Genomic DNA, 22,514 nt, shown 5'->3' on the forward strand with positions numbered 1-22,514 from the left:
GCGCGAACTCAAAGAGATGGAGGGCGACCGATGGCCAAACTCGACCGGGAGGCACTGCACGGCGAGATGACGGCGTGGCGGCACGATCTCCACGCCCATCCCGAATTCGGCTTCGAGGAAAAGCGCACGGCCGCCTTCGTCGCCGCGAAATTGCGGGAGTTCGGGCTGGAGGTCGTCGAGGGCATCGGCGGCACCGGCGTCGTCGGCACGCTGACCCGAGGCAGCGGCAACCGCGCCATCGCGTTGCGCGCCGACATGGATGCGCTGCGCATCGCCGAGCAGGGAACCGCGCCTTATTGCTCGCGGACGCCCGGCACCATGCATGCCTGCGGCCATGACGGCCACACATCGATGCTGCTCGGCGCGGCCAAGCTGCTGGCCAGCGAAGGCGGCTTCGACGGCACTGTGCGCTTCATCTTCCAGCCGGCCGAGGAATGGGGCAGGGGCGCTCTGGCGATGCTGGAGGACGGGTTGCTGGAGCGCTTTCCCTTCGAGGAGATTTTCGGGCTGCACAACATGCCGGGCCTGCCAGTCGGCCATTTCGAGACCCGGAGCGGCCCGGTCATGTCGGCCGAGGACAATTTCGAGATCGTGCTCAAAGGCCTCGGCGGCCACGCTGCGCGGCCACACGCCGGGCAGGAGACTATGGTCGCCGCCTGCGCGCTGGTGGTCAATTTGCAGACCATCGTCTCGCGCCGCCTGAGCCCGGCCGATATCGGCGTCGTCTCGGTCACCGAGCTCATCACCGACGGCACCCGCAACGCGCTGCCGGGCATGGCGCGCATCCTCGGCGACTGCCGCAGTTTCCGGCCTGAGGTGAGTGCCGCGATCGAAAGGGAGATGCGCCGCATCGCCAAAGGCACAGCGCAGGCCTATAACGTCGCGGCTGAAATAGCTTACACCCGCGAGTTCGTGCCCTTGATCAACGATGCCACGCTTGTCGACGAAGCACTTGCGGCAGCCCGAGCCATATTCGGCGAGGGCGCCGTCAAGGTCGCGGCTGAGCCGATGACGGCCTCGGAGGATTTCGCCCGCTTCCTCGACCATGTGCCCGGATGTTTCGTCTTCATGGGCAATGGCGAGACCGCGCCGCTGCACAACCCGGCCTACGACTTCAACGACGAAGCCCTGCTGCACGGCGTGCGCTTCCACGCGGCCGTAGTGAGGCGGCGGCTGGCTTCAGGTTGAAGGGAGCCGCGATTGGCGAAGGCCTGAGCGGCGGGATCTCATCCGATGCCAAGGCGAGGTCGCGATCGTTATATCAGCGTATACTAAATTTCAGCTTTGAGTTAGATTGAAGGTCGATCTTGTTGAGTGCCCCGGGACGAGGCCGTGGGCAGCCTCAGGGAGGATACAATGATCGAGCGGGGACGCGTATGGGCGAGACGGGTTTCGTGGGCGCTTTGGCTTCTCGCTCTCCCCGCCCAGGCAAGCAGCTTGGGTGATCTGGTCAAGGGAGGCGACGTCGCAGCGGTGGCTTCCGCCTTGAACAAAGGCGCCGAAGTCAACGAAATCGACGGAGTTACGGCGCTCTACATCGCCTGCGAAGGCGGAAATGTCGAACTGGTCGGACTTCTGATCAAGCATGGGGCGGACGTTAACCTGCCAGTCAGTTGGCAGAGAACGCCACTCTACGCCGCCAACAAGGGTGGGCACGCTGAGATCGTGAAGCTGTTGCTCGACAACGGGGCCGATCCAAATCAGTTGGCGAAAGCGCAGACGCCGCTGCACGTGGCTGCCGAAAATGGCTGCCTTCAGTGCGTCATCCATCTTGTGGACGCCGGGGCAGAGGTCAACGCACTGACATCGAATGGAAATCCGCCCATACATTTGGCCAAGCTTGGTGGTCACGACGACGTCGTGGCCTACTTGCGCAGTCATGGCGCCGCACGACCAGCCATTGCGCCGATTTCGGCACGGCTTGCATCGGCAAATGCTCAATCGGGTAAGGAAATTTACGACAGCACCTGCGGGGCTTGTCATCTTTCGCCGGGGGTCAGAGTTCCCAAAAAGGTCAGTCTGTGGGGCATCGTGGGGCGCCAGAAGGGTTCACAAAGCGATGTCCAGTATTCGTCGGCTCTAAAGGACGCAGTTGGCAATTGGACCTTCGAGGAGCTCAACTTTTTCATCTCGAATCCCGCGCTCACTTTGCCTGGAACAGATATGTCTTTCGCGGGTCTGCAGGACGAGAGCAAGCGAGCGGACCTCATCGCCTACCTGCGGACCTTGAGTGACGCACCGTTGCCGCTTCCCGACAATTGATTGCCGCTGTCGGCAGGTCCTGTGATCCGCAAATTCACTTGCAGCAGCGAAGCACGACGTGCGGCCGGAGGCAGCGGTGTATTATGCCTCGGTAACTTTTTCTTCTCTGCTTTCATGCAGTATTGCCGGGACGGGACGGCAAGAACAAAGAATGGCGGACGACGATAAACGCAACGGCAAGTTCTGGGCGATGGCGCTTGACCGCGCTCATCTGGGCCTCTGGGACTGGAATCTGTCGACCGGCGATTGCTACTATTCGCCGACCTGGTCGAAGATGCTGGGCTACGAGCCGCAGGAACTCGCCAACACGTCCGATCTCTGGCTGAAACTAACCCATCCCGACGACCGCCAGCGCGCGCAGGAGAGCGGCGACCGGCATATTGCGGGCATCGTCGATTCCATCGAGACGGAATTGCGCCTGCGCCACAAGGACGGCCATTGGGTCTGGGTGCTCGACCGCGGCGGCATTGTCGAGCGCGACGCTGCGGGCCGCCCGGTACGGCTGATGGGCGTGCAGACCGACATCACCCGGCAGAAAGAGGCCGAGGCAGAACTCGAGCAGGTCAATATCCGCTTCCGCCTGGCGATTGCCGCCAGCGGCACCGGCATCTGGCATCACGACATCGGTACCCGGAAAAGCTATTGGGACGCGCGCACCCGCGAGATCTTTGGCCTCGTTGCCGATACCGATGAGGTGACGGCCGAGCTCTGGCACACCTACCTTCATCCCGATGACAAGGAAGCCACCGAGCGAGCCCATCAGATCGCGCCCGGCTCGAACAGCGTCGTCGCCTCGCAATACCGCATCGTCTTGCGTGACGGCCAGGTCCGCCATGTCGAGTCGCTGGTGCGCTTCATCGCCGGTGTCGGCTCGGCCGGTCAGATCCTGGGCACCGTGCGCGACATAACCGACGAAAAGCAGCGCGCCGGGGAACTGGCCTACGCCGCGCGCCACGATGCGCTGACCGGGCTGCTCAACCGCTCGGCCTTCGACCGGCTGCTCGCCGAAAACATCGCCATGGCCGAGCGCCTGCCGCTTGCCGTGTTTTATGTCGACCTCGACTACTTCAAGGCGCTCAACGACTATGCCGGCCATGCCGCCGGCGACCTGGCGCTGAAGAGCGTCGCGGCGGGCATCCTCGCCAGCCTGCCCGCGTCGGCGCATGCCGCGCGCCTCGGCGGCGACGAATTCGCTCTGTTGGTGCCGAACTGCAATGAGGCCTGCGCCGAGCACCTCGCCCGCGCCGTGCTCACCGCCGTGCGCGATGCCGATCTCGGTTCGGCGGTCACCTCGCGCAGGCTTGCCGCCAGCATCGGCATCGCCTTTGTGCGCGACCGTAACATGAGCGTGGCCGACGCGCTCGCTTGTGCCGACGACGCCTGTTACGCCGCCAAGGCCGGCGGCCGCGGCCGCTTTGCCGTGTTCTCGCCGGAAACGACGTCGGGCGCCGGCGGCCTCAACGCCGCGCGGCTGGCCGCCGACCTAGTCGATGCGATGGAGGACGGCCGGCTCAAGCTGTTCGGCCAGGAGATCCACCGGCTCGGCCAGCCATGGCAAGACAACCGCCATGTCGAGGTGCTGGCCAGGCTCGAGGCCCGCAACGGCAAGATGATCCCGCCCGGCGATTTCATGCCGGTCGCCGAACGCTTCGGCCTTGCCGCGCGGCTCGACCGCTGGATCATCCGCACCGCGCTGACGCGCCATGGCGAGGCGATGAGCGCGGGCGCCATCTCGCTCGACTTCAACCTGTCGGCGCAGACGCTTTCCGATCCGCAGCTCTGGGATTTCGTCGACGAGACCATCGCCGACAGCGGCGCGCCGCCATCGGCCGTCGGGTTCGAGATCACCGAGACCGCCGCCGTCACCAATTTCGATGCCGCGGCGGAGTTCGTGCGCAAGGCCAGGCAGCGCCATTGCCGCGTCAGCCTCGACGATTTCGGCGCCGGCATGAGTTCCTTCGAATATCTCAGGCGCTTCCCCATCGACGCCATCAAGATCGACGGCTCCTTCGTCGAGCACATCGCCGAAAGCCGCTTCGACCGCGAGATCGTCTCGGCGATCGTCGGCATCGCCCGCTCGATGGGCGCCGCTGTGGTGGCCGAGAAGGTCGAGGAAAAGAACGCGCTGGAAATCCTCATGGGCATGGGCGTCGCCTATGGCCAAGGTTACTTCCTGCACCGCCCGGAGCCGCTGGAAGCGATCGTGGCGCGGGCGGCCGGCGGCACGCTGGAGATGCGGGCGGGCTGATACGCTCGGTCTCCTCCACAGGCAGATCAGCCACCCATCAGCCACCGCAACGTGCCCGCCGAAGCCACCCCGATCACCACCGTCGGCAGCATCGGAAGCCTCGTCGCGGCAAGCACGGTGATGGCAAGGGCGGCGAGGTCGGCCGGGTTCTTCGAGACGAAGTCCGGCGCGATCACCGAGATCAGCACGCAGCCGGGCGCGGCTTCCATCACTGCCATGGCGCGCGGGCCGAGCGTGCGGTTCCTCAGCACCACATAGCCGCCGATGCGGGTCAGATACGTCACGCCGGCCATCGCCAGGATGGCCAGCACGGTCATCGGATCGATCATTTCTCACCTGCCAGGAACCACGCGGCCACGAGGCCGGAAAGCGCGCCGGCCGCGACATACCAGGCGCCGGGAACGACGAGATAGGCAAGCGCCGCCACCATCAGGCTGGCCAGCCAGGGACGCGCCGCGGCAAAGCCCTTCCACATGCCGCTGAGCAGCACCAGGAAGACGGCCGGGAACGCCATGGCGAAGCCGTATGTCTCGACGTCTCCAAGCGCCGGGCCGAGTGCGGCGCCGCAGGTCGTGAACGCCACCCAGGCCAGGTAGAAGGGTAGGGCGGCGCCCAGATAATAGCCAAGGCTGAAGGCCGGCCGCATGCCGGCGGAAGCGCGGCGTTGGGCATCCGCCAGGCCGACGGCCCAGCTTTCGTCGCACATCAAAAACAACGCCGGAAAAGCCTGGCGCTTCGGCAAATGGTTGATGAACGGCGCAAGCGCCGCGCCCATCAGGAAATGCCGGCTGTTGACCAGCAAGGTGATGGCGGCGATCAGAAGGATGTGCGGCGGCGAGGTCCAGAGCCGGATCGCGGCGAATTCCGACCCGCCGGCGAAGTTGAGGCCGGTCATCAGCGGCACCTCGGCGACGGAGAGGCCCTTCTGCGCGGCTTGCGCGCCAAGCACCAGCGCATAGGGGATGATGCCGAGCAGCACCGGCGTCGAGGCGGCGAGCCCGCGCCGGAACTCGGCGCCGCGCCGGTTGGCGGTCGGGCCCTCGGCGAGGGCGATCTCGGAAACGCTCATGGCTTTGCCTTCGGCTGGCCTCGCGGCCGCCCTTCTCCCGGTCGTTGCGGGTTATCTGTCGCCGGACCATAGCCGAAACGCCCGGCAATCGGGTTGCGAAGATGCGCCGTTTCTGCCAGAATTTGGCATCCGATAGCGCAATCAGGAAAAATATTGGAATTTGAAGCTATGAAGCTGGATGACATCGACAGACGCATCCTGCGCGCCCTGCAACGCGACGGGCGCATGGCCAACAATGATCTGGCGAAGGAGGTCGGCCTGTCGCCATCGCCTTGCCTGCGCCGTGTCAAGCTGCTGGAGGAAGCCGGCGTCATCGACCGCTACGTCGCGGTGCTCAACCCGGCCAAGATCGGCCGCGGCCAGACCTTCTTCACTCGCATCTGGCTGAAGCAGCAGGACGAGGACACGATCGAGCATTTCGCCGCCGAGGTGGCGAAATTCCCGGAAGTGATGGAGTGCTATCTGATGCTGGGCGACTGCGACGCCATGGTGCGGATCGTGGCCGCCGGCATCGATGACTACCGCCGCTTCCAGTCGGAGCATCTAAGCCGCATCAAGGGCGTGCAGAACGTCAAGACGGATGTGCCCAGCCAGACGATCAAGCAGACGTCCGAAATGCCGCTGTAGGCCTTTCCTTCTCCCCTTGTGGGAGAAGGTGGATCGGCGCGCAGCGCCGAGACGGATGAGGGGTGTTCCAGCGGAGTGAGGCGTTGGCGTTCCCTGGAACACCCCTCATCCGGCCGCTTCGCGGCTACCTTCTCCCACAAGGGGGAGAAGGAGAAGCCGGCTAATGCGCGTGGTGGTCCGCATTCCGCTTGCGCGTCGCGGCCGCTTTCTTCGCCGAGGCCGAGCGCTCGGCCGCGGATCGCTCGCCCGACGCCTTGCCGCCCATCCTGCCGCCCTTGTGCGCGGCCGGATTGCCGGTGTGCTTGCCGCGGCCGGAGCCGCCGTCCTTCTTGCCGCCGGCATCGTCCTTGTTGATGGTCGCCCAGGCGCGCCGCTCAGCTTCCTTTTCGGAAACGCCGCGCTTCTCGTAGCCTTCGGCGATATGGTCGGCCTTGCGTTCCTGCTTGTCGGTGTATTTCGATTTGTCGCCGCGTGGCATGGTTTCCTCTCCTTGATCGTTGGAAGGCCGGTCAGCTTTCCGCCTTCATGATCAGCGCGATCCTCAAAAGCTTGTCGCGGTCATGTCCGTGCTCGCGGATCAGCTCGCGCGCCTGCCTGGGCGACAGGTCGCTGTTCTCGGCCAGGAACCGCACGTCGGGATCGTCGCCACCCTTGGTCGGCAGGTTGCCGCCGGGCGGCGCATGAGCGGCGCCCGGACGATGCGGGATCTTGCCTTTTGCCTGGGTCATCGCAGGCCTCCTTCGATTTCCAAATCAGCTTGCCGGCTGCTTGCGGCGTGCTTCCTTCTTGCGGCGCAGCACCTCGTCGGTGCCGACGATGCTCTTCGAGCCGCCGGTGATCGCAGTCGAAACCACGGCGGGCGGATCGCTTGCCGGAAAACTGTCCTCGAGGCCGGATTGCAGCTGCTCTTCCAGCGTGCCCGGATTCTCCGAACGGCCTTCAGTGCGCCGCTCGTCGATCTCTTCCAAATCGTGCCTGGCGTCGGGATGCTCGCGCACGTTGCGCAACGTGGACACGACAAGCTCGACCGCGAATTCCTTCATCGCTTCGGCCTGTGGGGCGCCAACGTCGGTTTCCTCGATCAGCCGCACCAGCGATCGTTCGAGCTTGTCCAGTTCGCGCATGCCTTGGTAGCCCGCCAGTCTTTGCGTCAACGAATGGATGAGCAAGGGACCGAAGATCGAATAGGCCTGCATGCGGGTCTCGTCGACGCGTTCGGGATGAAGTGTGTGCAGGGACATCGGTGCCTCCGTTGAACATCCTGCGGCGTTGGCTGCCTTAGATGAACTGGAGGACGGGGAAGAGGTTCCATCGCGGATTGGATCGCGCGACGGTGGAAAATGGCGTCCGTGATCGGCACGGACGCCATTTTTGAACTCATCGCTGGCCGCCCTTGCGGCCGGCCTCCGAGGCGCGTTGGCGGTCTTCGGCGAAGTTGCCGCTGCCGCCCCGATGCTGGCCGGCATTCTGCTGGCCCATGTTGCGGTTCTCGGCCTGCTGCTGTCCGCTCCCGCGATGCTGGTCGTCGCGGTTCTTGTGGCTCTGCTGGCCGGCCTTGACGTGCTGTTCGTGGGTTCCGCCTTGATTGGGCATATGGAGTTCTCCGTTGCTTGGGATTTTCCTTGAGGGTGAATTCAAGGACGCGTTCGACATCCTTGAGTAAGGGGAACAGGTGCCGGCAATCGATGTTCCGGCCGAAACATTTCGTGACTCAGACTGAAGTCCCACTTGGCGGACGCATTGGGCTGGCTTGTGCAACCAATATGCTTTTTGCGAATTGGTGGGCGGCCGACGAGAAAGCCCCCTCCATCGCCGGCCATCCCGGGTGTCCGCCGATAGCCCCCCGCGCAATTGCGGCGGGCACCCATATCAACAACAAGAAGGCCGTGACCGGCTTCGGAGCGAGACGACGTTTTGACCTATATCTCTGCAAAACCCGCCCGGCAGGATGCCGAAGGCCATCCTGCCAACGACAACAACCGTGCCACCCTTGCCGATCTTTCGTTCCTCGATATCATCAACGACGAGGACGAGGTCGCCGACATTGCCAGGCGCGCTGAGCGTTTGGGCCATGCCACGCTGATTGTTATGGCTATCGGCTTGGCGGCCTTGCCGCTGCTTTGCCTGCTGCTTGTGTGAGCTAGGCCAGCCAGGCGCTTGGCTGGCCGGCGCGACCTTCCGCAAAGGGCGTTTCTACCTTCCGGAAAAGAAAGCGTCGAGCGTGGCCGCGGTTTCGATCGGCGACTCCTCCGGAAAGAAGTGACCGCCGGGCATTGCTCCGCCGCTGGCATCGTCGGCCCAGTTCCGCCATATGCCGAGCGGCCCGCCTTCGTCCCGGTACCATTCGGCAAGCGCGCCGTGCTCGCTCCATAGCGCCAGCAACGGACAGGCTATGCGCCGGCCTGCCGCCTGGTCCTCACGATCGTGCTCGCGGTCGAGGGAGGCCGCCGCGCGATACTCTTCGCAGATCGCGTGGATGTGCGCCGGGTCGCGCAGCGCATCGACATAAGCCTGCCGCACGCCGGGCGGGAACGCGTCGGGCGCGGATCCCCAGCCGGACAGCGCATTGTCGACGACCGCTTCCGCGCCGGCCGCCAGCATTGTCTCCGGCAGCGGTTCGGGTTGCGCCAGCAGCGACCACGGCCAGTAGCCGAGCGCCAGCCTTGCATCGGCGCGATCCCAGGCTTCGCCGGTGGGGACGATGTCGAGCACCGCAACCTTCTCGACGCGGTCCGGGTGGTCCAGCGCCAGCCGGTAGGCGACACGCCCGCCGCGATCATGGCCGGCGACCAGGAAGCGCTTGAAGCCCAACGTCTCCATCAGCACCACGAGGTCGGCGGCCATGGCGCGCTTGGCATAGGGCGTATGATCGGCGCTCGAGGGTGGGCAAGAGCTTTGCCCATAGCCGCGCAAATCGGCGCAGATGACGGTGAAATCCCGAGCCAGGCTGGGCGCCACGTCGCGCCACATCACATGTGTCTCCGGAAAACCGTGCAGCAAAAGCAGACCAGGCCCGTTGCCAGCGCGGCGGGCGAAGATCCTTGCTGCTCCGGTGTCGATCTCGCTGGCGTCGAAATCCACGAACATGTTCTCCTCCGGGCGGTTGGAACGGACCACGGCCTAGCTGCGCGGTGCCTTGGAGCGCGACCACAACTGGTCGAGCATGGCGAGGGCGGCACTTGGGCCGGCAGGCTTGAGCAGGCCCTGTTGCGCGGCGGCCTTCTTGAAGGCGGCGAAGGCAATCGCCGGTCGGCAGGTGCCGGTTATCGCGTCGTCCACTAGCCGGACCGCTTCGAGATAGGCCGGCGTCTCCTTGTTTTTCCAGGTGCCGTCGAGCGCCTTCTTGGCCTCGGCGATGGTGGTGACCACCATGGTGCCGCCGCCGACGAAGCGGATGGTGAGCGGTAAAAAACGGCTCATCGATCTTTCACCATCCGGCCCATTCGCGTGCGCCAGGCCAAGCCGGCAAAGGGCGCGGCCGTATTAATGGTGGCGGCGAGAACGAAAGCGGGCTGTTCATGCGCAAGGATCTCATAGTGCGTCACAAGATTGGAATGGCCCTAAAACGATGATTTCGTCAGTCGGTTGCATCCGGCCGGCCGGTCCGAGATTACAAGTCTGGGTCTACATTTTGCTCGCGGGCCGGGCCGGCGGCGCCGGCCGATGCGGCGGACGCGAGCGCGGCCTGAGCGGCACCTCGGCGAGCGAAGCGCGGATCACCCTGACGGGGATCGGCGGCGCGGCGGCATACAGGCTGGGCAAATGCGGCCGAGAGGCTGCCTATGAGGGTTCGAACGTCCATGGGACTCCTCCTCTCGAGAGTCCCACCAAGATTAGCACCGCGCCGGGCGGCATTTAACTCTGATGTATGTGCGAGTGCCGGGGCGGAGTGCGGCAAACCGGGTCCAACCTTTTTGCCGGTCCAACCTTTTCCGCCGGCATGCGTTCTCCTGTGAAAGGAGTCCACCATGGCGACCAGCAGAACAAAATCCGGCACGGCCTGGAAAATCAGACACCGTACAGACTGCGCGCAGGCAGCGCGCCGTGCAGCGCAAGGTCGATGCCGACGATTGCCGCGAGCCGAAGCCCTAAGTCGCCGGGCGCCATGCAGGCCGGCGCGCGCCACCCAAGAGGAGGATCCCATGAAGAAAGCGCTTCTCATTGCGGCCTTCACGCTGATCCCGGCGCTGCCGGCGGCGGCCCAGGCCGCCCAGCAGCCGGAGGATCAGCAGACGCAGAACTGCCAGGCCAAGCCGGACGCCAACGATCAGCAGCAAAAACAGAAGCAGCAGGCCGATACGGATGAACTGTCGAAACAGCTCGGCAATTGCGGCGGCGTGCTGAAGCCGCCGCCGACCGGCGACCAGAACGCGAAGACCCCGCCGCCGACTGGCAACGACATGCCGGTGATCAAGCCGGGCGAGGTGGCGCCGCAAACGGGTCAATGAAGGGTCAGTGCTTGCGCTTCTCGCCCTCGGCGGGCTTGACGGCCGGCGACCTGTGGGCCTCGCGTATCATCTGCAATGCCTCGTCGCGGGTGAGGCCACATTTGCGGGCAAAATAAGCCGCCTCATGGATTTCGGCGGGAGAGGCCGCCGCGATGTCGGAAGTAGCCTGTCTATCTCTCTTCTTGGCCATCGGTTCACCGTGCCATGAATCACTTAGTCAGCTAATTATATCTCCATTGCCTGTCATTGCAAATTCCGGGGAATTGGGTCGGTAGGATCCGCCTCATCCGTCGATCGAGCCGCGTCTGGCGAACTACCGCAATTCCGATGAACCTGTTCAAAATCGCTCGAACCGCTGCTCCACTTTGCGGGCGAACCTTTCCCGCTTCTCTTGGGAGGTGCTTTCCACCGAGTATTTCGACAAATACAGGTGTTTCTCCGTGCGCCCGCACATGGACTTCAATCCGCGCAAAAGCACCTTTCTGCCCGGGTCCTGCATATAGAGCCTGGTGTACCACCACGGCGAGCCGCAGGTGGTGACCACCCCCATCCGGCGGATGTTCAAAAGCGCCGGTTTGATCGTGCCGCCGTCCGTCGGCAGCTCGAAAGCAACGCCCGGGCGCCACACCCGGTCGAAATATCCCTTAAGCACGGCGGGCATGCCCGACCACCATGTCGGGAAACAGAACACGCACGCTTCGGCCCATTTCAACGCATCGACATAGACCTGCAGATCCTTCGCCGCGAGCGACAGGTCGGCGTGCCCCTTCAGCTCTGCGGACTGCATGACCGGATCGAACTTCATGGCATAAAGATCGAAGTCAACGACCTCGTCGCCTCTGGCCTTCAGAACCTCCACGATGCGCCGATGAAGCGACGCCAGGTAGCTGTCCTCTGCCGGATGCGCATAGACGACATTGACCTTCATCGCCTGCCCCACGCGCCTCTGATCTACCTGGAGGCTAGTTGAATGCCGTCGGTTTGCCTAGGCTTGAGCGGGGATCGCCGGCTTCATGCGCCACGGGCAAAAATGCGGCTGGAACCATCGCGCCAGCACCGGGTTGTGCTCAGCGGGCCGCGTCAGCCGGACCTGGTGGCAAAGAGAACAGGGCTGGTTTCTCCGGCTTCACGCCCTGGCCAACGAAACGGCAGTCGAGCTCTTGTCCCACCCGGCCCGCTCGCTGGTCGAACTTTCCCGCGGGGTCATTGTCGGTGAGTTTGCCCTACGGTTCCTTGGTTTCGGCAGGTGGCTGCCGCCGCCTCGGGAACCTGCGCTTTCGGAAGTATTATCCGCGAAACCCTTGCCGATGGCGAAATTAAGCGCTATATGTTCGAAATCGATCTTGCTGAACGAACGTTGTTTCCGCGCAAATTTGCGCTCTTACGATCTTCCATCTCAATTTCGAAGATTGCGTCGCTTGGCAGTTGCTAGGCGCGTATAATTTTGCGTCGATTTGTAAGGAGATCGCAATGACTACTGGAACCGTGAAGTTTTTCAATTCCACCAAGGGTTTCGGCTTTATCGAGCAGGGCGGCGGCCAGCCGGACGTGTTCGTTCACATCTCGGCCGTGGAGCGCGCGGGAATGCGCTCGCTCGTCGAAGGCCAGAAGGTCAGCTTCGACGTCGTGAAGGACGCCCGCAGCGGCAAGAGCTCGGCAGAGAATCTGCAAGCCGCCTGATCACAGCGCCTCGGGGTCCTTGACCACGGATGTACTGGCATCGGCCGTAAAAGGCGTATTGGAGAAGGTCGGGCTTGCCCGGCCTTTTTTGATTTGAGGAGAAGAAATGAAGTCCCTACCGGATACCAATCTGTTCAAGCCGGCCCAATCCCGGACGGAAGCCAAGACCGACGCTACTTCTCGCGTCGCGCGGCAGATACTGGACCTGGAAGCCAAGGCTAGGGCAGCCAAGACGGAACGGTTGCGCGCGGCCAGGCTGGCGCAGGAGCCAGAAGCCCCTGCCGTTGCGCCGAAGAAATCAGTTAAGAAGCGCCAGAAGAACGCGTAAAGCCAGGGCCGGCGTTTCGCCAGAACTGGCGTTCGGCTATTCGTGGTTCAATTGCAGCAGATCGCCGGCGGTATCGCCTCCATGCGTACGCCTGCCCAGCATTTTATCCAGATCGCTGCGGGTATCGCGGCTGCTCAACTCGGGCAGATCGAGCGCCGCCTGGGTCTGGTCGTCGAACTCGATCGGCGCGCCGTAAAGCTGCGCGATCTGCATCACCAGGGTTTCGATGTCTTCCCGGGCGATGTTCTCGTCGAGGTTTTTCAGCCTGATTTGCTCCGACAACCCGACGATGTTGATGATGCCGTTCGCCCGCATGGCCTCGTTGACCCTGCAATAGGCGTCGCCCCGCAACTTCTTCGAAAACCTCTGGAACATTGAAACCCTCCTTCCGCGGAGTGTTTTGTCCCTTGGTGGAAGAGTGCGCCCAAGGCGCGCCATTGGCAATACAAAAATCATTAAATCAATAAATAAATCAGTTAGTTAGTATAATATATCAAATGCAGTTTCTACGCATCCTTAGCAAGGTTAGGCTGAGAGCCTGTTCGCTAATCAGGCGCCCTTGACGCCTTATGCACCCTTTCCTATTTCTACTCATTGTGAGGCACATACTCATTCGTGGCGTTTGTCCTTGATGGAGGCAAAAGTGGCGGAGTTGGAGCGGCCGCAGCGGTTGCAGATCATGCTGACCGACGGAGAACTCGCGGCATTGGAGAATTGGCGTTTCGAAAAGCGCATGCCGAGCCGATCGGCGGCGGTGCGCGAATTGTTGCGGCGCGGGCTGGCGTCGGAAGGGTTCCTGACCGCCGACACCGGCGCGAAGTCGCAGGATTTCGGCGTTCTGCCGTCGCCGCACAAAGAGGAGCTTGAGCACTCCTCGAGCGGCGGCTAGGCATTTGCTTTGTCTCGGAAGCGCGCTACCTCATGCTGATGAGGAAATCCGGGGGGCAAGAAAGGGAAGACGCGAACGCCGATGCGCGTCTCGCGGCCATTGTTGATTCTTCCTACGACGCCATCATCAGCAAAGATCTCCAAAGCGTCATTGTCAGTTGGAACCATGCAGCCGAGCGCATGTTCGGTTTCAGCGCCGAGGAGGCTGTCGGTCAATCGATCCTGATGCTGATGCCCGAGCATCTGAGGAGCGAAGAGAACGACATTATCGGCCGCATCCGCCGGGGCGAAGGCGTGGCGAGCTTCGACACGACGCGAAGGCGCAAGGACGGCTCGCTGATTGCCGTTTCCCTGACCGTGTCGCCGATCAGGAACCGATATGACGAGATTGTCGGTGCCTCCACCATCGCCCGCGACATCAGCGCCGCCAAGGAAAGCGAGCGCCGCATCCGGCTCTTGATGCGCGAGGTCAATCATCGTGTGAAGAACCAGTTCGCGGTGATCCTGTCGATGGTCAGGGAAACCAGCAAGCGCTCGGCCGACCCCGGCGAGTTCGAGGAGCTTATCCGTTCGCGCATCATGGCGCTGTCGCGCTCGCACGACCTTCTGGTCACCTCGGAATGGGCCGGCGCCAGCCTGTTCGACCTCATCCAGGAGCATCTGAAGCCCTTCGGCCATGAGGAGCGCATCTCGCTATCCGGGCCGCTTCTGACGCTGCAGTCCAATGCCGTGCAGAATCTCGGCATGGCCTTCCATGAGCTTGGCACCAACTCGTCCAAATATGGCGCGCTGGCCGCCGGGGGCGGCCGTGTCGAGATCACCTGGAAGGTCGAGACCGGCCCGGATGCGCAGCGGCGCTTTCATCTTCTCTGGCACGAGACATCCGCCGGCGCCGCGCAGAAGACGACCGAGCGCAAGGGGTTCGGCACCGTGGTGCTGCAGCGGGTGGCGCCGCAATCGCTGAGCGGTTCCTCCAGCCTCGAACGCTCGCCCGACGGCGTGAAGTGGGAGCTTGACGCACCGCTCGAGGCAATCGTCGTGCCGCAGCTCGGCGCCGAGAACGGCAGCGATTTCAACGGCTGAGGCGCCTGCGCGGACGGCCCCTCCCTTGCCGCTCCGTAAAAGTGTATTACATCAATTAACAGAGCGTGCCCTGGTTGCACGCCAAACGCAGTTGCTTTGGTCAAGCTTCATCGATGGAGGTTGTCATGGCAAGCAAACTGATGGAAGAAAGAAAGAGCAAGGACTGGGTCACTCTCGTCCTCGCTATCTGCCTGTTCATCTCTCCGTGGGTCATCGGATTCACCGCGGCAATGGTGCCCGCGTGGAACGCCTGGATTGTCGGCGTTCTGCTCGGCGCTCTGGCCTTGGCGACGCTTTCGATGTTCGCTGAATGGGAGGAATGGGTAAATCTGGTCCTCGGGCTCTGGCTGATCGTCTCGCCCTGGCTGCTGCAGTTCGCGGCTGACAGGAATGTAATGATCACGCACGTCGTTCTCGGCGTGCTCGTGATCGTGGCGTCGGCCTGGGCTGTGTGGGACGTTCGCCACCCGCACGCGCACGCGTAAGCGGTGAAAGACCGGGAGCCCGCCGCGCAAGCGGCGAGCTCCTTTTGACTTTGACATCGGGGGCATCGGGGCTGAACGGCGATTGCGGCGTCTTCACGCAATTGCTGTAACCGGAAACGTTTTCGTGCATTCTTGGAAATGGCCTCGATGTTCCACCCCGACGCACCCGCCAAATGCTGCTCCTATTGCGGCGGCCGCGACCATGATTTCGAGGAATGCCCGAAGCGCCAGGCCGACGCCGAGAAGGAAGAGGCGGCGCGGGTGGCCGAGCCGGCCGCTCCTGCGGAGTCCGTCCGCCGTCCCTGCTGAATTTCAGCCGTAGCTTTTATTCGCGGTCTCTTCGCGAAAGTATCTCCCCCTCGCTTTGCCCGTGCGGCCGGCGTCCACGGTTCATTTTGGCGCTTTATCCCCGCAGCGCACGCGCCGCGGCCTCGGCGAACGAGATGTCGCCCTTGATCTCGCGCATCGCCATCGACGTCACCGTGCGGCGCACGCCCGGCAGCCGGCTGAGTTCCTCGCGCAGCATGCGGTCGAGCGCCATCATGTCGATGGTGACGATCTGCAGCAGATAGTCGGCCTCGCCGGTGGTGGCGTAGCAGCGGCGGATCAGCGGGTGCTTCTTCACCGCCGCCTCGAAGGCGTCCGACACCTCGAAGTCGATCGACACCTGTATGAATGCCTCTATGCCGAAGCCGATGCGGGCCGGGTCGATGCGGGTCGAATATCCACGGATGATGCCGGCCTCCTCCAGCGCCTTCACCCGTTTCCAGCACGGCGTCTTGCTCAAGCCGACCTCCTCGGCGAGCTCGCCGAAGGAGATACGCGCGTCGCGCTCAAGCGCGGCCACTATTCTGCGGTCGAGAGCATCCAGCATATATCGTTCTCCAATATGGCAAGGGATGACGGTGATCGTCCTTCATTTCAGGCCATTTGAATAACAGAAAGGAACAATGTTCAAGCCGAAAGCGCTATGCTTGCCGCAACGTCGCAAACCATGCCCGCGCGAGGAGATGAACCATGGACAAGCAAGACTTCCACGCCCGCATCGAAGCGCCTGAGATGCGCGATTACGGCGTCTATCTGAAATGCGATCAGCTTCTCGCCTGCCAGAAGCCGCTCTCCGAGATGGTCAATGCCGACGAGCTGCAGTTCCAGATCGTCCACCAGGTCGAGGAGCTGTGGATGAAGCTCATCGCCTATACGCTGGTCGACGTGCTCGATTACCTGGAAAGAGAGGACACGCACCGCATCGTCACGCTGATGGGCCGCGTGCACCGGCTGATGCGCATGATGACGGCGCAGCTCGATCTCCTGGAGACCATGTCGCCGAAAGAGTATCAGCAGATCCGCCTGCAGCTCGGCAATGGCAGCGGCCAGGAATCGCCGGGCTTCAAGTTGCTGCTGCGCCTGCCGCCGGATCTTTGGCGGGCCTTCAAGCATGCCTACCTCGACGGCCGCGGGCTGACCGTGGAGGATATCTATGACGAGCATTACGACCACGGCGATTCCTACGTCGTGGCCGAGGCGCTGATCGAGTTCGACGAGCTGTTCCAGAAATTCCGCGCCAACCACCTCTACCTGATCCACCGCTCGATCGGCCTCGGCGCGAAGTCGCTGAAGGGCCGCCCGGTGGAAATCCTGGAAGGCGGCGCCCGCCACCGCTTCTTCCCCGAGCTCTGGGACATCCGCTGCGACATGACCGACCGCTGGGGCGCCGAATACGGCACCGTGCGCGATTCGATCAGCCATCCGCCGCAGGCGAAGGCGGGGTAGGGTCTTTCCTCGCCCCGCTTTGCGGGGGCGAGGGAGAGGGGCTTCGGATAAATTTTCCCGCCCCCTGTCGGAACCACCGCCCGTCCTCCGTCCTTGGGGCATCAACTGCTTCAACAATCCGGAGGGATAAACGTGGAAACGCAATCGACCTGGCAGACCGCCGCCATTCTCATCGCGCGCCTGATCTTCGCCGCCATGTTCGCGATGGGGGTGGCCTTCAAGTTCATGGATATGGGCGCCACCGCCGGCTACATCGCCGCCGCCGGCTTCCCGTTCCCGCTGTTTCTGGCCTGGTGCGCGGCGATCCTCGAAACGCTGCTGGTGATCGCTTTTCTCACCGGCGCCTTCCTGACGCCGCTGGCGCTGATCGGCGCGGTCTATGTCGTCTTCCTCGGCTTTGCCTTCCACGGCCCGTCGCACTGGGCCGGAAACCAGGCCGAGTTCGGCGCCTTCATGTCGCATTTCCCATTCGCCGCCGGCCTGCTCTACGCCGCGGTGCACGGCCCCGGCAGCGTGCTAGCCGTCAAGCAAGGCTGGCCGGTCAGGGCATGAGCTTTTTCCTTCTCCCCGTTTACGGGGAGAAGGTGCCCCTCAGGGGCGGATGAGGGGCAGCGCTGGCTTGTGATATCTACAGCGATCCCTCACATCTGGTCGTTATACGGCTCCTTCATCTGGCCCACCATGCGGGCCAGCTTCGAGAAGGACGGCATGTCGGCTTCGGGCTGGCACTGGTTGGCGAGCTCGAGCAGCCGGATCGGGAAATTGATGGCATCGCGGTTCGACGCCGAAATCGCCTCCGAACGCTCTTCGCCGGTCTCGCCGGCTTCGGCCTTGCGTAGCGCGATGTCGATCTCCTCGACGCTCAGCACGCCTTTCTTGACGAGCACATGGTTGACTGCGGCGACGGCCATCAGCAGGCCTTCGAGCTGAAGATTGGCGACGTTCATGGCGTTCCTCCCATTGACCTCGCCTCAAGAACGCATGAGGAGCGTTTCCGATCCGGGCGGGGGGCCTACGCCTCCATCCAGCGCTCGCCATATTCGCTCCAGAGCAGCCTGATCTCGCGGCTGCCGAGCAGTGGCGTGGCGCGGTCGCCATAGCCGATGGCGACGGCGCTTAAGTCGTACTGGCCGTCGGCCTGGGCGATGAAACGGATCGCCTCGCCGAGCGGCCTCGAATGGAAGATCGGATCGGCCTGGCCTCGGCCAAGGCTGCGAACGCCCGAAATGCTTGCTGGCACATGCCGCATCCGAAAGACGGACGCCATGGCAGGTCTGTCCATGCCGCTCTCCGCGATTCCCTGGCGGAATGATCCCATAAGCTCCAGCTAATGGCCAGCCCGGGACAACCGGCTACAGCAGCAGGGCAGGGACGGCGCAACCTTGAAAGGAGAAAGCCTGGCATGGGAAGAAAGGCCGGGCGCGACGGCCCGGCCTTCCTTCCGCGGCCGCCGCAAGGCAGCCTTCGTTCGCTATTGTCGATTGGCCCGGCTGCTCCAGCCGGGCCAGAAATGTTACCTGTGCCAGCGGCGCAGCCAGTCCGGCTCGGGGCCTGCGTTCCTGCTGATCGCCATGCCGGCCAGCAGCCCGGCGAGGCCGCCGATCAGCATCGCCGTCGAGAATGTGCCCGGATTCTGCTGCACCGTTTCCGACACGCTGTGCGCCTGGCTGCGCAACTGGCTTGCCGCGCGCGACGCGCGCTTGGAGGCGCCGCTGTAGAGGTTCGAGGCGCGGCCGGCCGTGCTCTGGTACCAGCCGGCCTCTTCCGCCTTTTCGGAAAGCGCGCGGTTCAGCCGGCTCACTTCGCGCTTCAACTCCGCGATCTGTTTTTTCATCGCGCCTTCGGATGCCCTTGAAGCCCGTGCTCCGCCACGCGACGCAGTGCTGCTGCGCGACGCGGCGCGGCTGCGCGCGGCGGTGGTCTTGGCGTTGCCATTGGCTGAATTGGCGGTGCTGGTGTCATTGTTTGCCATTGTTTTTCTCCTTTTTTCCTCCTGCAACGACCCGGGCCTTCCATGGTTCCGCGTCTCATGGCTCCCGCGGGCGCACCGCCTGGGTAAAATCAGGGCCGCGGAGCGCGCTCCACGGCCCTTGCACAAGCCCGGTGCCCTTACTTTGCCCAGTCACCTTACTTGCCGCAATTCTTGTCGTTGACGTTCGGCTGTATCGTGCTGGCGGTGGGGCTGTTGGCATCGCCCTGCGCGCCCTGCGGGCTGTTCGGGCAGTTCTTGTCGGCGTTCGAATTCATGTCGCCGCCGGTGATGCTGCCGGTCGTGCCGGTGTCGGGCGGAGCCTGGTCAGGAGTGGTGGCCGGTGTCCTCGGCTCGGTTGTAATGGTCTGGCCGCTGCCGTTATTTCCGGCGGTGCCGGCACTCTGGGCCATCGCCGCGGTGGCGAGACCGATCGTCAGGGCCGAAGCTGCAAGAATCTTCGTAAGCATGATCTTCTCCTCTGTTCCGAGACGGTTCGTCTGTCGCGTTGCGACTAAGGATGGAACCCATCGGACTAAGGTTGGTTCCGACAAAAATTTCGCCCGGGCTGTCGGCTTGTGTTCAATCTAGGGCTGTGGCCCGCGCAGGGCCTCGCCTGCTGGTTTTCAGGGAGCTAGGAAAATTTACCTAGAAGCCGTTGCCCGGTGAAGGCAGCTATGCTATTATTCTTTCCATGGTGCTGATTTGCGCCAATGACCCGCCGCCCGGCGGGTTTTGTTTTTGGCGCCGTCCACTTTTTCGAAGCGTCGACGGCACGGACGGAACCTGACCTTTCAATCGAATTGCGGAAGTCTTGCATGCCACGTTACGCCACCATCATCACCGCTGATGACGGCGCCGAGATCGTCAGCGCCATCGGCGAATTCGAGGGCTCGAGCCTGCCGCACGGCTCAGGCTGCGTCGAGCAGGTCGCGCCAGGCGTGCGCATCGGCATGGTGCGAGGCGGCACGGTCGATGCGGTTGCCGGTTTCGGTTTCCCGCGCCAGGGTCTCGGCCCGTCTGCGGTCCGCATTGTCACGGCGAAGCTGAGGGCAACGCCGGCGCCGGCTGCAGATTTGGAGTCCCCGAAACCTGTCCGCGCCAAGCGGCGAAAAAAGCCGGTGCGCAAGGTTCGCAGGGCGAAGGCGGCGAAGGCCGCGCCATCCGATGCGGTGGTCCATGGCTGACGAACGCAAGGCCATGCCCCGCAAGCCAGTCGGCGCCAAGCGGGCAGGGCGAAAGCCGACGGCTCCTCAGGTCGAGGCCGCTCCCTCCACCCGCCCGAAGCGCCCGCGAAAGACGCTCGTCGACGACTTCGCCGCCGCCCTTCGCGCCGACTTCCGCGCCCACGGCGCCGGCGTCATCGCCGCGGTCAGGGCCGAAAAGCCCGACCAGTATCTGAAGGTCGTGCTGACGCTGCTGCCCAAGGATTTTTCACAAGACTTCGATGCCAATCAAAACAGTGTCGAGCAGTTCTCGGACATCGTTTTCGAGGTGGTGGTGCGAAGGTTCAAGCAGACCCGGGATTCCTGATCGCGGCAGGTTCGAAGTCGCGGCCGGCAGGTTTTTCGAAACATCGATGTCATCGCGATGGCCGAGCGTGGACCGCCGCCACGAACAGCTGGAAGAATCCGGCCACAACTCCTATCTATGGGGCAATCCAAAGGAGGTGTGACATGGCTTCTTCCACAGAGCGCGCGGTGCTTGCCGGCGGCTGCTTCTGGGGCATGCAGGATTTGATCCGACGCTTGCCCGGCGTTGTTTCAACGCGGGTCGGCTACAGCGGCGGCGACGTCCCCAACGCTACCTACCGTAGCCACGGCACCCACGCCGAGGCGATCGAGATCGTCTTCGACCCGGCCAGGACCAGTTTCCGCACGCTGCTCGAATTCTTCTTCCAGATCCACGATCCGACGACGAGGAACCGCCAGGGCAACGATATCGGCACGAGCTATCGCTCGGTGATTTTCTACGTGAGCGACGAGCAGAAGCGGATCGCCGAGGACACGATCGCCGATGTCGACGCGTCCGGCCTGTGGCCCGGCAAGGTCGTCACCGAACTCGCCCCGGTCGGCCCCTTCTGGGAAGCTGAGCCGGAGCACCAGGATTATCTGGAGCGTTACCCCAACGGCTACACCTGCCATTTCGCGCGGCCAGGGTGGAAGCTTCCGGTCCGTCAAAAGGTTGCCGCGTCATAGACCGGCGGCGAGGCAGCCGGACATGGCCCCCGCCACTTAAAAATCCAGCCCGCCATGCCTTTCGGCATGGCGGGCTTTTTTGCGTTTCGGGCAATTTGTGTGATGGTCAGGGCGCTTATCGTTCCACCGAAACGAAGAAGCGCTCCCTCTATTGTTTTGACACAGTTCCGCGCGGAAAACCGCGGCGCGCTTTCCCGGAATTCCTTTGGGCGGCTCAGCCCTTGGCGCGGCGGCCCTCGTGTTCGTGGCTGCCGATCCAGTGGGCGCGGATACGATCGCTGGCCTCGAGATAAGCCATGTCGATGAGATAGGTCAGGAGCTTCTCGCCATCTGCTTCCGCCTTCTGGCGAAGCTCTCGCAAAATCCCCTGCGCAAACTGCAGGTTTTCCATTTTGCTAGGTTGGTCCATTGGTGCCCCCCAAATGTCTGCGCGGTAAGTTTGGCTCACTATACTTGTATGAAGGTTGTGGCCCCGTGCGCGGTGAAGCTGTACTCGGTTGCACTGACGCCCGATCAACGAACCTGTTGGACATTGCGCGGAAATGTCGATATTTTACGCTGCCAATCGGATAGCGACCATGCACGAAGATGAGGGCAGCAGTCCTGACAAGTTGCAAGCTATGCTTGATGTGATTGCCAGGAGCGAGCCCTCGATCGACAGCGGGCCGGCTGATTTCGGCCAGTTGAGGGCCGATGCTGTTCGGGCCGCCGGAGTGTTGATCGAATATTATGGCGATGCGGCCCTGGAGCGCGCGAAGCTCATCGAGCACCGATCGCCGCAGTCGCATTTCGCGCGCATGGTCACAGCTGAAGTCGGCAGGCGCGGCAAGCGAAGCTAGCCTGCAAACAATCGGCGAAAGCCACATCAGGACGATCTTCGCCTCCCCAGCCTTCCATCAAGCCGCTGCTCGACCTCTTCCTCGATGTTGTCCAGAAGATAGGACAACATGTCGTGTCCGATCGACCGCGCGATGTCCTTGGCCTGTCCGACGTGGTTGTGGATCTCGCGCAGCGACTGTTCCTCGCCCGCGGCATCCTTCGTCAGATCGACGAACCAGCCGGGATAGAGCGCAGCCTCGCCCACGCCGTCAACATAACATTGGCCGACGGCCAGGATCTTGCGCAGCCCCATCTTTTCCGAACGGACCCTGTAAACTTCCCTAAAACCTGATTTGCGTTCTATTGCCCTGCGGATGGCCAATCGGACCCTGGGGCGGTCATCCAGATCGATGCTTTGCATCCACCGTTCCAGCGGCGCGCCGTGGGAGAATTCGTCGAGTGTCAGGCCGAAATAGTCTGAAAGATTGGCGTCGCCATAGACGCGGTCACGCTTGATGTCCCAGGTCCAGAACCCATCAATCGGTGGATACCGCATATGCATGTTTCGGCCGTGTTCAGGCGCCGACGTCATGAAAACCGCCCCGTCCGGTTTCAAGATACGGCAACACCATGTAGC

At 63.2% G+C, this 22,514-nt stretch carries 36 protein-coding genes; 18 read left to right on the forward strand and 18 right to left on the reverse strand.

The annotated features are described in order from the left end of the window. Positions 1–30 precede the first annotated feature (30 nt). The 3 genes from AC0L2L_RS15235 to AC0L2L_RS15245 all read left to right on the forward strand — a co-directional run bounded on the left by AC0L2L_RS15235 (position 31) and on the right by AC0L2L_RS15245 (position 4,510). The gene (locus AC0L2L_RS15235; protein ID WP_473579394.1) at positions 31–1,188 is read left to right on the forward strand and encodes a M20 aminoacylase family protein; all 1,158 of its coding nucleotides are present in this window, start codon (positions 31–33) and stop codon (positions 1,186–1,188) included. Positions 1,189–1,437: 249 nt separating this feature from the next. Continuing rightward, positions 1,438–2,262: an ankyrin repeat domain-containing protein gene (locus AC0L2L_RS15240; protein ID WP_473579395.1), complete on the forward strand. Its 825-nt coding sequence runs from the start codon at positions 1,438–1,440 to the stop codon at positions 2,260–2,262. A gap of 151 nt (positions 2,263–2,413) precedes the next feature. Then, a complete protein-coding gene (locus tag AC0L2L_RS15245) occupies positions 2,414–4,510 on the forward strand; it encodes an EAL domain-containing protein (protein WP_473579396.1) in 2,097 nt (698 codons plus the stop codon). A 26-nt stretch (positions 4,511–4,536) separates the two neighbouring features. Here AC0L2L_RS15245 and AC0L2L_RS15250 read toward each other — a convergent pair whose 3' ends face one another. Both AC0L2L_RS15250 and AC0L2L_RS15255 read right to left on the reverse strand, forming a co-directional pair. After that, positions 4,537–4,839: an AzlD family protein gene (locus AC0L2L_RS15250; RefSeq protein ID WP_473579397.1), complete on the reverse strand. Its 303-nt coding sequence runs from the start codon at positions 4,837–4,839 to the stop codon at positions 4,537–4,539. Beyond that, entirely contained in the window at positions 4,836–5,579 is a 744-nt protein-coding gene (locus AC0L2L_RS15255; protein WP_473579398.1) for an AzlC family ABC transporter permease, read from the reverse strand. The genes AC0L2L_RS15250 and AC0L2L_RS15255 overlap by 4 nt, the downstream gene beginning before the upstream one ends. A 168-nt stretch (positions 5,580–5,747) precedes the next feature. Here AC0L2L_RS15255 and AC0L2L_RS15260 point away from each other — a divergent pair, with 168 nt between their 5' ends. Beyond that, positions 5,748–6,206: an Lrp/AsnC family transcriptional regulator gene (locus AC0L2L_RS15260; protein ID WP_027169750.1), complete on the forward strand. Its 459-nt coding sequence runs from the start codon at positions 5,748–5,750 to the stop codon at positions 6,204–6,206. Between the two features lie 160 nt (positions 6,207–6,366). Here AC0L2L_RS15260 and AC0L2L_RS15265 read toward each other — a convergent pair whose 3' ends face one another. The 4 genes from AC0L2L_RS15265 to AC0L2L_RS15280 all read right to left on the reverse strand — a co-directional run bounded on the left by AC0L2L_RS15265 (position 6,367) and on the right by AC0L2L_RS15280 (position 7,799). Next, positions 6,367–6,684: a plasmid stabilization protein gene (locus tag AC0L2L_RS15265; protein ID WP_473579399.1), complete on the reverse strand. Its 318-nt coding sequence runs from the start codon at positions 6,682–6,684 to the stop codon at positions 6,367–6,369. A gap of 31 nt (positions 6,685–6,715) precedes the next feature. Then, positions 6,716–6,934, reverse strand: coding sequence for a hypothetical protein (locus AC0L2L_RS15270; RefSeq protein ID WP_473579400.1), 219 nt, complete (start codon positions 6,932–6,934; stop codon positions 6,716–6,718). 24 nt (positions 6,935–6,958) lie between these two features. Then, positions 6,959–7,447, reverse strand: a complete 489-nt coding sequence (locus tag AC0L2L_RS15275) for a hypothetical protein (RefSeq protein WP_473579401.1) — start codon at positions 7,445–7,447, stop codon at positions 6,959–6,961. A 136-nt stretch (positions 7,448–7,583) separates the two neighbouring features. After that, on the reverse strand, positions 7,584–7,799 hold the full coding sequence (locus AC0L2L_RS15280) for a KGG domain-containing protein (protein ID WP_473579402.1): 216 nt from the start codon (positions 7,797–7,799) through the stop codon (positions 7,584–7,586). A 321-nt stretch (positions 7,800–8,120) separates the two neighbouring features. On the opposite strand from AC0L2L_RS15280, the gene AC0L2L_RS15285 reads away from it, so the two are divergent. Further along, a complete protein-coding gene (locus AC0L2L_RS15285) occupies positions 8,121–8,345 on the forward strand; it encodes a hypothetical protein (RefSeq protein WP_473579403.1) in 225 nt (74 codons plus the stop codon). Positions 8,346–8,399: 54 nt separating this feature from the next. Here the strand turns inward: AC0L2L_RS15285 and AC0L2L_RS15290 are convergent, their stop codons facing one another. Both AC0L2L_RS15290 and AC0L2L_RS15295 read right to left on the reverse strand, forming a co-directional pair. Continuing rightward, positions 8,400–9,293 (reverse strand): alpha/beta fold hydrolase, encoded by an 894-nt coding sequence (locus tag AC0L2L_RS15290; RefSeq protein WP_473579404.1) that lies wholly within the window; start codon positions 9,291–9,293, stop codon positions 8,400–8,402. Positions 9,294–9,326: 33 nt separating this feature from the next. Beyond that, positions 9,327–9,626, reverse strand: coding sequence for a DUF982 domain-containing protein (locus AC0L2L_RS15295; protein ID WP_473579405.1), 300 nt, complete (start codon positions 9,624–9,626; stop codon positions 9,327–9,329). 722 nt (positions 9,627–10,348) lie between these two features. Here AC0L2L_RS15295 and AC0L2L_RS15300 point away from each other — a divergent pair. Further along, entirely contained in the window at positions 10,349–10,654 is a 306-nt protein-coding gene (locus AC0L2L_RS15300) for a hypothetical protein (protein WP_473579406.1), read from the forward strand. 4 nt (positions 10,655–10,658) lie between these two features. Here AC0L2L_RS15300 and AC0L2L_RS15305 read toward each other — a convergent pair whose 3' ends face one another. Together AC0L2L_RS15305 and AC0L2L_RS15310 are read right to left on the reverse strand one after the other, a co-directional pair. Further along, positions 10,659–10,844 carry a hypothetical protein gene (locus AC0L2L_RS15305; protein WP_473579407.1) on the reverse strand — a complete coding sequence of 62 codons (186 nt, stop codon included), beginning with the start codon at positions 10,842–10,844 and terminating at the stop codon, positions 10,659–10,661. A 147-nt stretch (positions 10,845–10,991) separates the two neighbouring features. Continuing rightward, positions 10,992–11,582 (reverse strand): NAD(P)H-dependent oxidoreductase, encoded by a 591-nt coding sequence (locus tag AC0L2L_RS15310; RefSeq protein WP_473579408.1) that lies wholly within the window; start codon positions 11,580–11,582, stop codon positions 10,992–10,994. A 542-nt stretch (positions 11,583–12,124) separates the two neighbouring features. Between AC0L2L_RS15310 and AC0L2L_RS15315 the strand changes: the two genes are divergently transcribed. Beyond that, positions 12,125–12,334, forward strand: a complete 210-nt coding sequence (locus AC0L2L_RS15315; protein WP_027169760.1) for a cold-shock protein — start codon at positions 12,125–12,127, stop codon at positions 12,332–12,334. A gap of 106 nt (positions 12,335–12,440) precedes the next feature. Beyond that, complete coding sequence (locus tag AC0L2L_RS15320; RefSeq protein WP_027169761.1) at positions 12,441–12,662, forward strand: hypothetical protein; 222 nt, start codon at positions 12,441–12,443, stop codon at positions 12,660–12,662. A 36-nt stretch (positions 12,663–12,698) separates the two neighbouring features. Here the strand turns inward: AC0L2L_RS15320 and AC0L2L_RS15325 are convergent, their stop codons facing one another. Next, the gene (locus AC0L2L_RS15325; RefSeq protein WP_473579409.1) at positions 12,699–13,037 is read right to left on the reverse strand and encodes a hypothetical protein; all 339 of its coding nucleotides are present in this window, start codon (positions 13,035–13,037) and stop codon (positions 12,699–12,701) included. A 268-nt stretch (positions 13,038–13,305) separates the two neighbouring features. Here AC0L2L_RS15325 and AC0L2L_RS15330 point away from each other — a divergent pair, with 268 nt between their 5' ends. The 4 genes from AC0L2L_RS15330 (at position 13,306) to AC0L2L_RS15345 (ending at position 15,427) form a co-directional block, all read left to right on the forward strand. Then, positions 13,306–13,551: a hypothetical protein gene (locus tag AC0L2L_RS15330; RefSeq protein ID WP_473579410.1), complete on the forward strand. Its 246-nt coding sequence runs from the start codon at positions 13,306–13,308 to the stop codon at positions 13,549–13,551. A gap of 38 nt (positions 13,552–13,589) precedes the next feature. After that, positions 13,590–14,633, forward strand: a complete 1,044-nt coding sequence (locus AC0L2L_RS15335) for a sensor histidine kinase (RefSeq protein WP_473579481.1) — start codon at positions 13,590–13,592, stop codon at positions 14,631–14,633. Positions 14,634–14,758: 125 nt separating this feature from the next. Then, entirely contained in the window at positions 14,759–15,118 is a 360-nt protein-coding gene (locus AC0L2L_RS15340) for an SPW repeat protein (RefSeq protein WP_027169763.1), read from the forward strand. 147 nt (positions 15,119–15,265) lie between these two features. Beyond that, a complete protein-coding gene (locus AC0L2L_RS15345) occupies positions 15,266–15,427 on the forward strand; it encodes a hypothetical protein (RefSeq protein ID WP_473579411.1) in 162 nt (53 codons plus the stop codon). Positions 15,428–15,521: 94 nt separating this feature from the next. Here the strand turns inward: AC0L2L_RS15345 and AC0L2L_RS15350 are convergent, their stop codons facing one another. Continuing rightward, positions 15,522–15,992 (reverse strand): Lrp/AsnC family transcriptional regulator, encoded by a 471-nt coding sequence (locus AC0L2L_RS15350; protein WP_473579412.1) that lies wholly within the window; start codon positions 15,990–15,992, stop codon positions 15,522–15,524. Positions 15,993–16,135: 143 nt separating this feature from the next. Here AC0L2L_RS15350 and AC0L2L_RS15355 point away from each other — a divergent pair, with 143 nt between their 5' ends. Together AC0L2L_RS15355 and AC0L2L_RS15360 are read left to right on the forward strand one after the other, a co-directional pair. Further along, on the forward strand, positions 16,136–16,891 hold the full coding sequence (locus tag AC0L2L_RS15355) for a tryptophan 2,3-dioxygenase family protein (RefSeq protein ID WP_473579413.1): 756 nt from the start codon (positions 16,136–16,138) through the stop codon (positions 16,889–16,891). Between the two features lie 132 nt (positions 16,892–17,023). Beyond that, positions 17,024–17,443 (forward strand): DoxX family protein, encoded by a 420-nt coding sequence (locus AC0L2L_RS15360; protein ID WP_473579414.1) that lies wholly within the window; start codon positions 17,024–17,026, stop codon positions 17,441–17,443. 89 nt (positions 17,444–17,532) lie between these two features. Here AC0L2L_RS15360 and AC0L2L_RS15365 read toward each other — a convergent pair whose 3' ends face one another. The 4 genes from AC0L2L_RS15365 to AC0L2L_RS15380 all read right to left on the reverse strand — a co-directional run bounded on the left by AC0L2L_RS15365 (position 17,533) and on the right by AC0L2L_RS15380 (position 19,330). After that, positions 17,533–17,838, reverse strand: a complete 306-nt coding sequence (locus AC0L2L_RS15365) for a hypothetical protein (RefSeq protein ID WP_027169767.1) — start codon at positions 17,836–17,838, stop codon at positions 17,533–17,535. A gap of 65 nt (positions 17,839–17,903) precedes the next feature. Further along, positions 17,904–18,173, reverse strand: coding sequence for a hypothetical protein (locus tag AC0L2L_RS15370; RefSeq protein ID WP_473579415.1), 270 nt, complete (start codon positions 18,171–18,173; stop codon positions 17,904–17,906). A gap of 231 nt (positions 18,174–18,404) precedes the next feature. Continuing rightward, positions 18,405–18,863 carry a hypothetical protein gene (locus AC0L2L_RS15375; RefSeq protein ID WP_473579416.1) on the reverse strand — a complete coding sequence of 153 codons (459 nt, stop codon included), beginning with the start codon at positions 18,861–18,863 and terminating at the stop codon, positions 18,405–18,407. 155 nt (positions 18,864–19,018) lie between these two features. Continuing rightward, a complete protein-coding gene (locus AC0L2L_RS15380; protein WP_473579417.1) occupies positions 19,019–19,330 on the reverse strand; it encodes a hypothetical protein in 312 nt (103 codons plus the stop codon). 348 nt (positions 19,331–19,678) lie between these two features. On the opposite strand from AC0L2L_RS15380, the gene AC0L2L_RS15385 reads away from it, so the two are divergent. The 3 genes from AC0L2L_RS15385 to msrA all read left to right on the forward strand — a co-directional run bounded on the left by AC0L2L_RS15385 (position 19,679) and on the right by msrA (position 21,058). Beyond that, positions 19,679–20,047 (forward strand): hypothetical protein, encoded by a 369-nt coding sequence (locus AC0L2L_RS15385; RefSeq protein WP_473579418.1) that lies wholly within the window; start codon positions 19,679–19,681, stop codon positions 20,045–20,047. Beyond that, a complete protein-coding gene (locus AC0L2L_RS15390) occupies positions 20,040–20,393 on the forward strand; it encodes a hypothetical protein (protein WP_473579419.1) in 354 nt (117 codons plus the stop codon). The genes AC0L2L_RS15385 and AC0L2L_RS15390 overlap by 8 nt, the downstream gene beginning before the upstream one ends. 143 nt (positions 20,394–20,536) lie before the next feature. After that, a complete protein-coding gene (gene msrA, locus AC0L2L_RS15395) occupies positions 20,537–21,058 on the forward strand; it encodes a peptide-methionine (S)-S-oxide reductase MsrA (protein WP_473579420.1) in 522 nt (173 codons plus the stop codon). Positions 21,059–21,272: 214 nt separating this feature from the next. Here the strand turns inward: msrA and AC0L2L_RS15400 are convergent, their stop codons facing one another. Then, positions 21,273–21,467, reverse strand: coding sequence for a hypothetical protein (locus tag AC0L2L_RS15400; protein ID WP_127235553.1), 195 nt, complete (start codon positions 21,465–21,467; stop codon positions 21,273–21,275). A gap of 211 nt (positions 21,468–21,678) precedes the next feature. Between AC0L2L_RS15400 and AC0L2L_RS15405 the strand changes: the two genes are divergently transcribed. After that, on the forward strand, positions 21,679–21,897 hold the full coding sequence (locus AC0L2L_RS15405; RefSeq protein WP_473579421.1) for a hypothetical protein: 219 nt from the start codon (positions 21,679–21,681) through the stop codon (positions 21,895–21,897). Between the two features lie 26 nt (positions 21,898–21,923). Here AC0L2L_RS15405 and AC0L2L_RS15410 read toward each other — a convergent pair whose 3' ends face one another. Then, positions 21,924–22,493: a PAS domain-containing protein gene (locus AC0L2L_RS15410; RefSeq protein ID WP_473579422.1), complete on the reverse strand. Its 570-nt coding sequence runs from the start codon at positions 22,491–22,493 to the stop codon at positions 21,924–21,926. Positions 22,494–22,514 lie beyond the last annotated feature (21 nt).

The organism is Mesorhizobium sp. WSM4832, assembly GCF_055811115.1.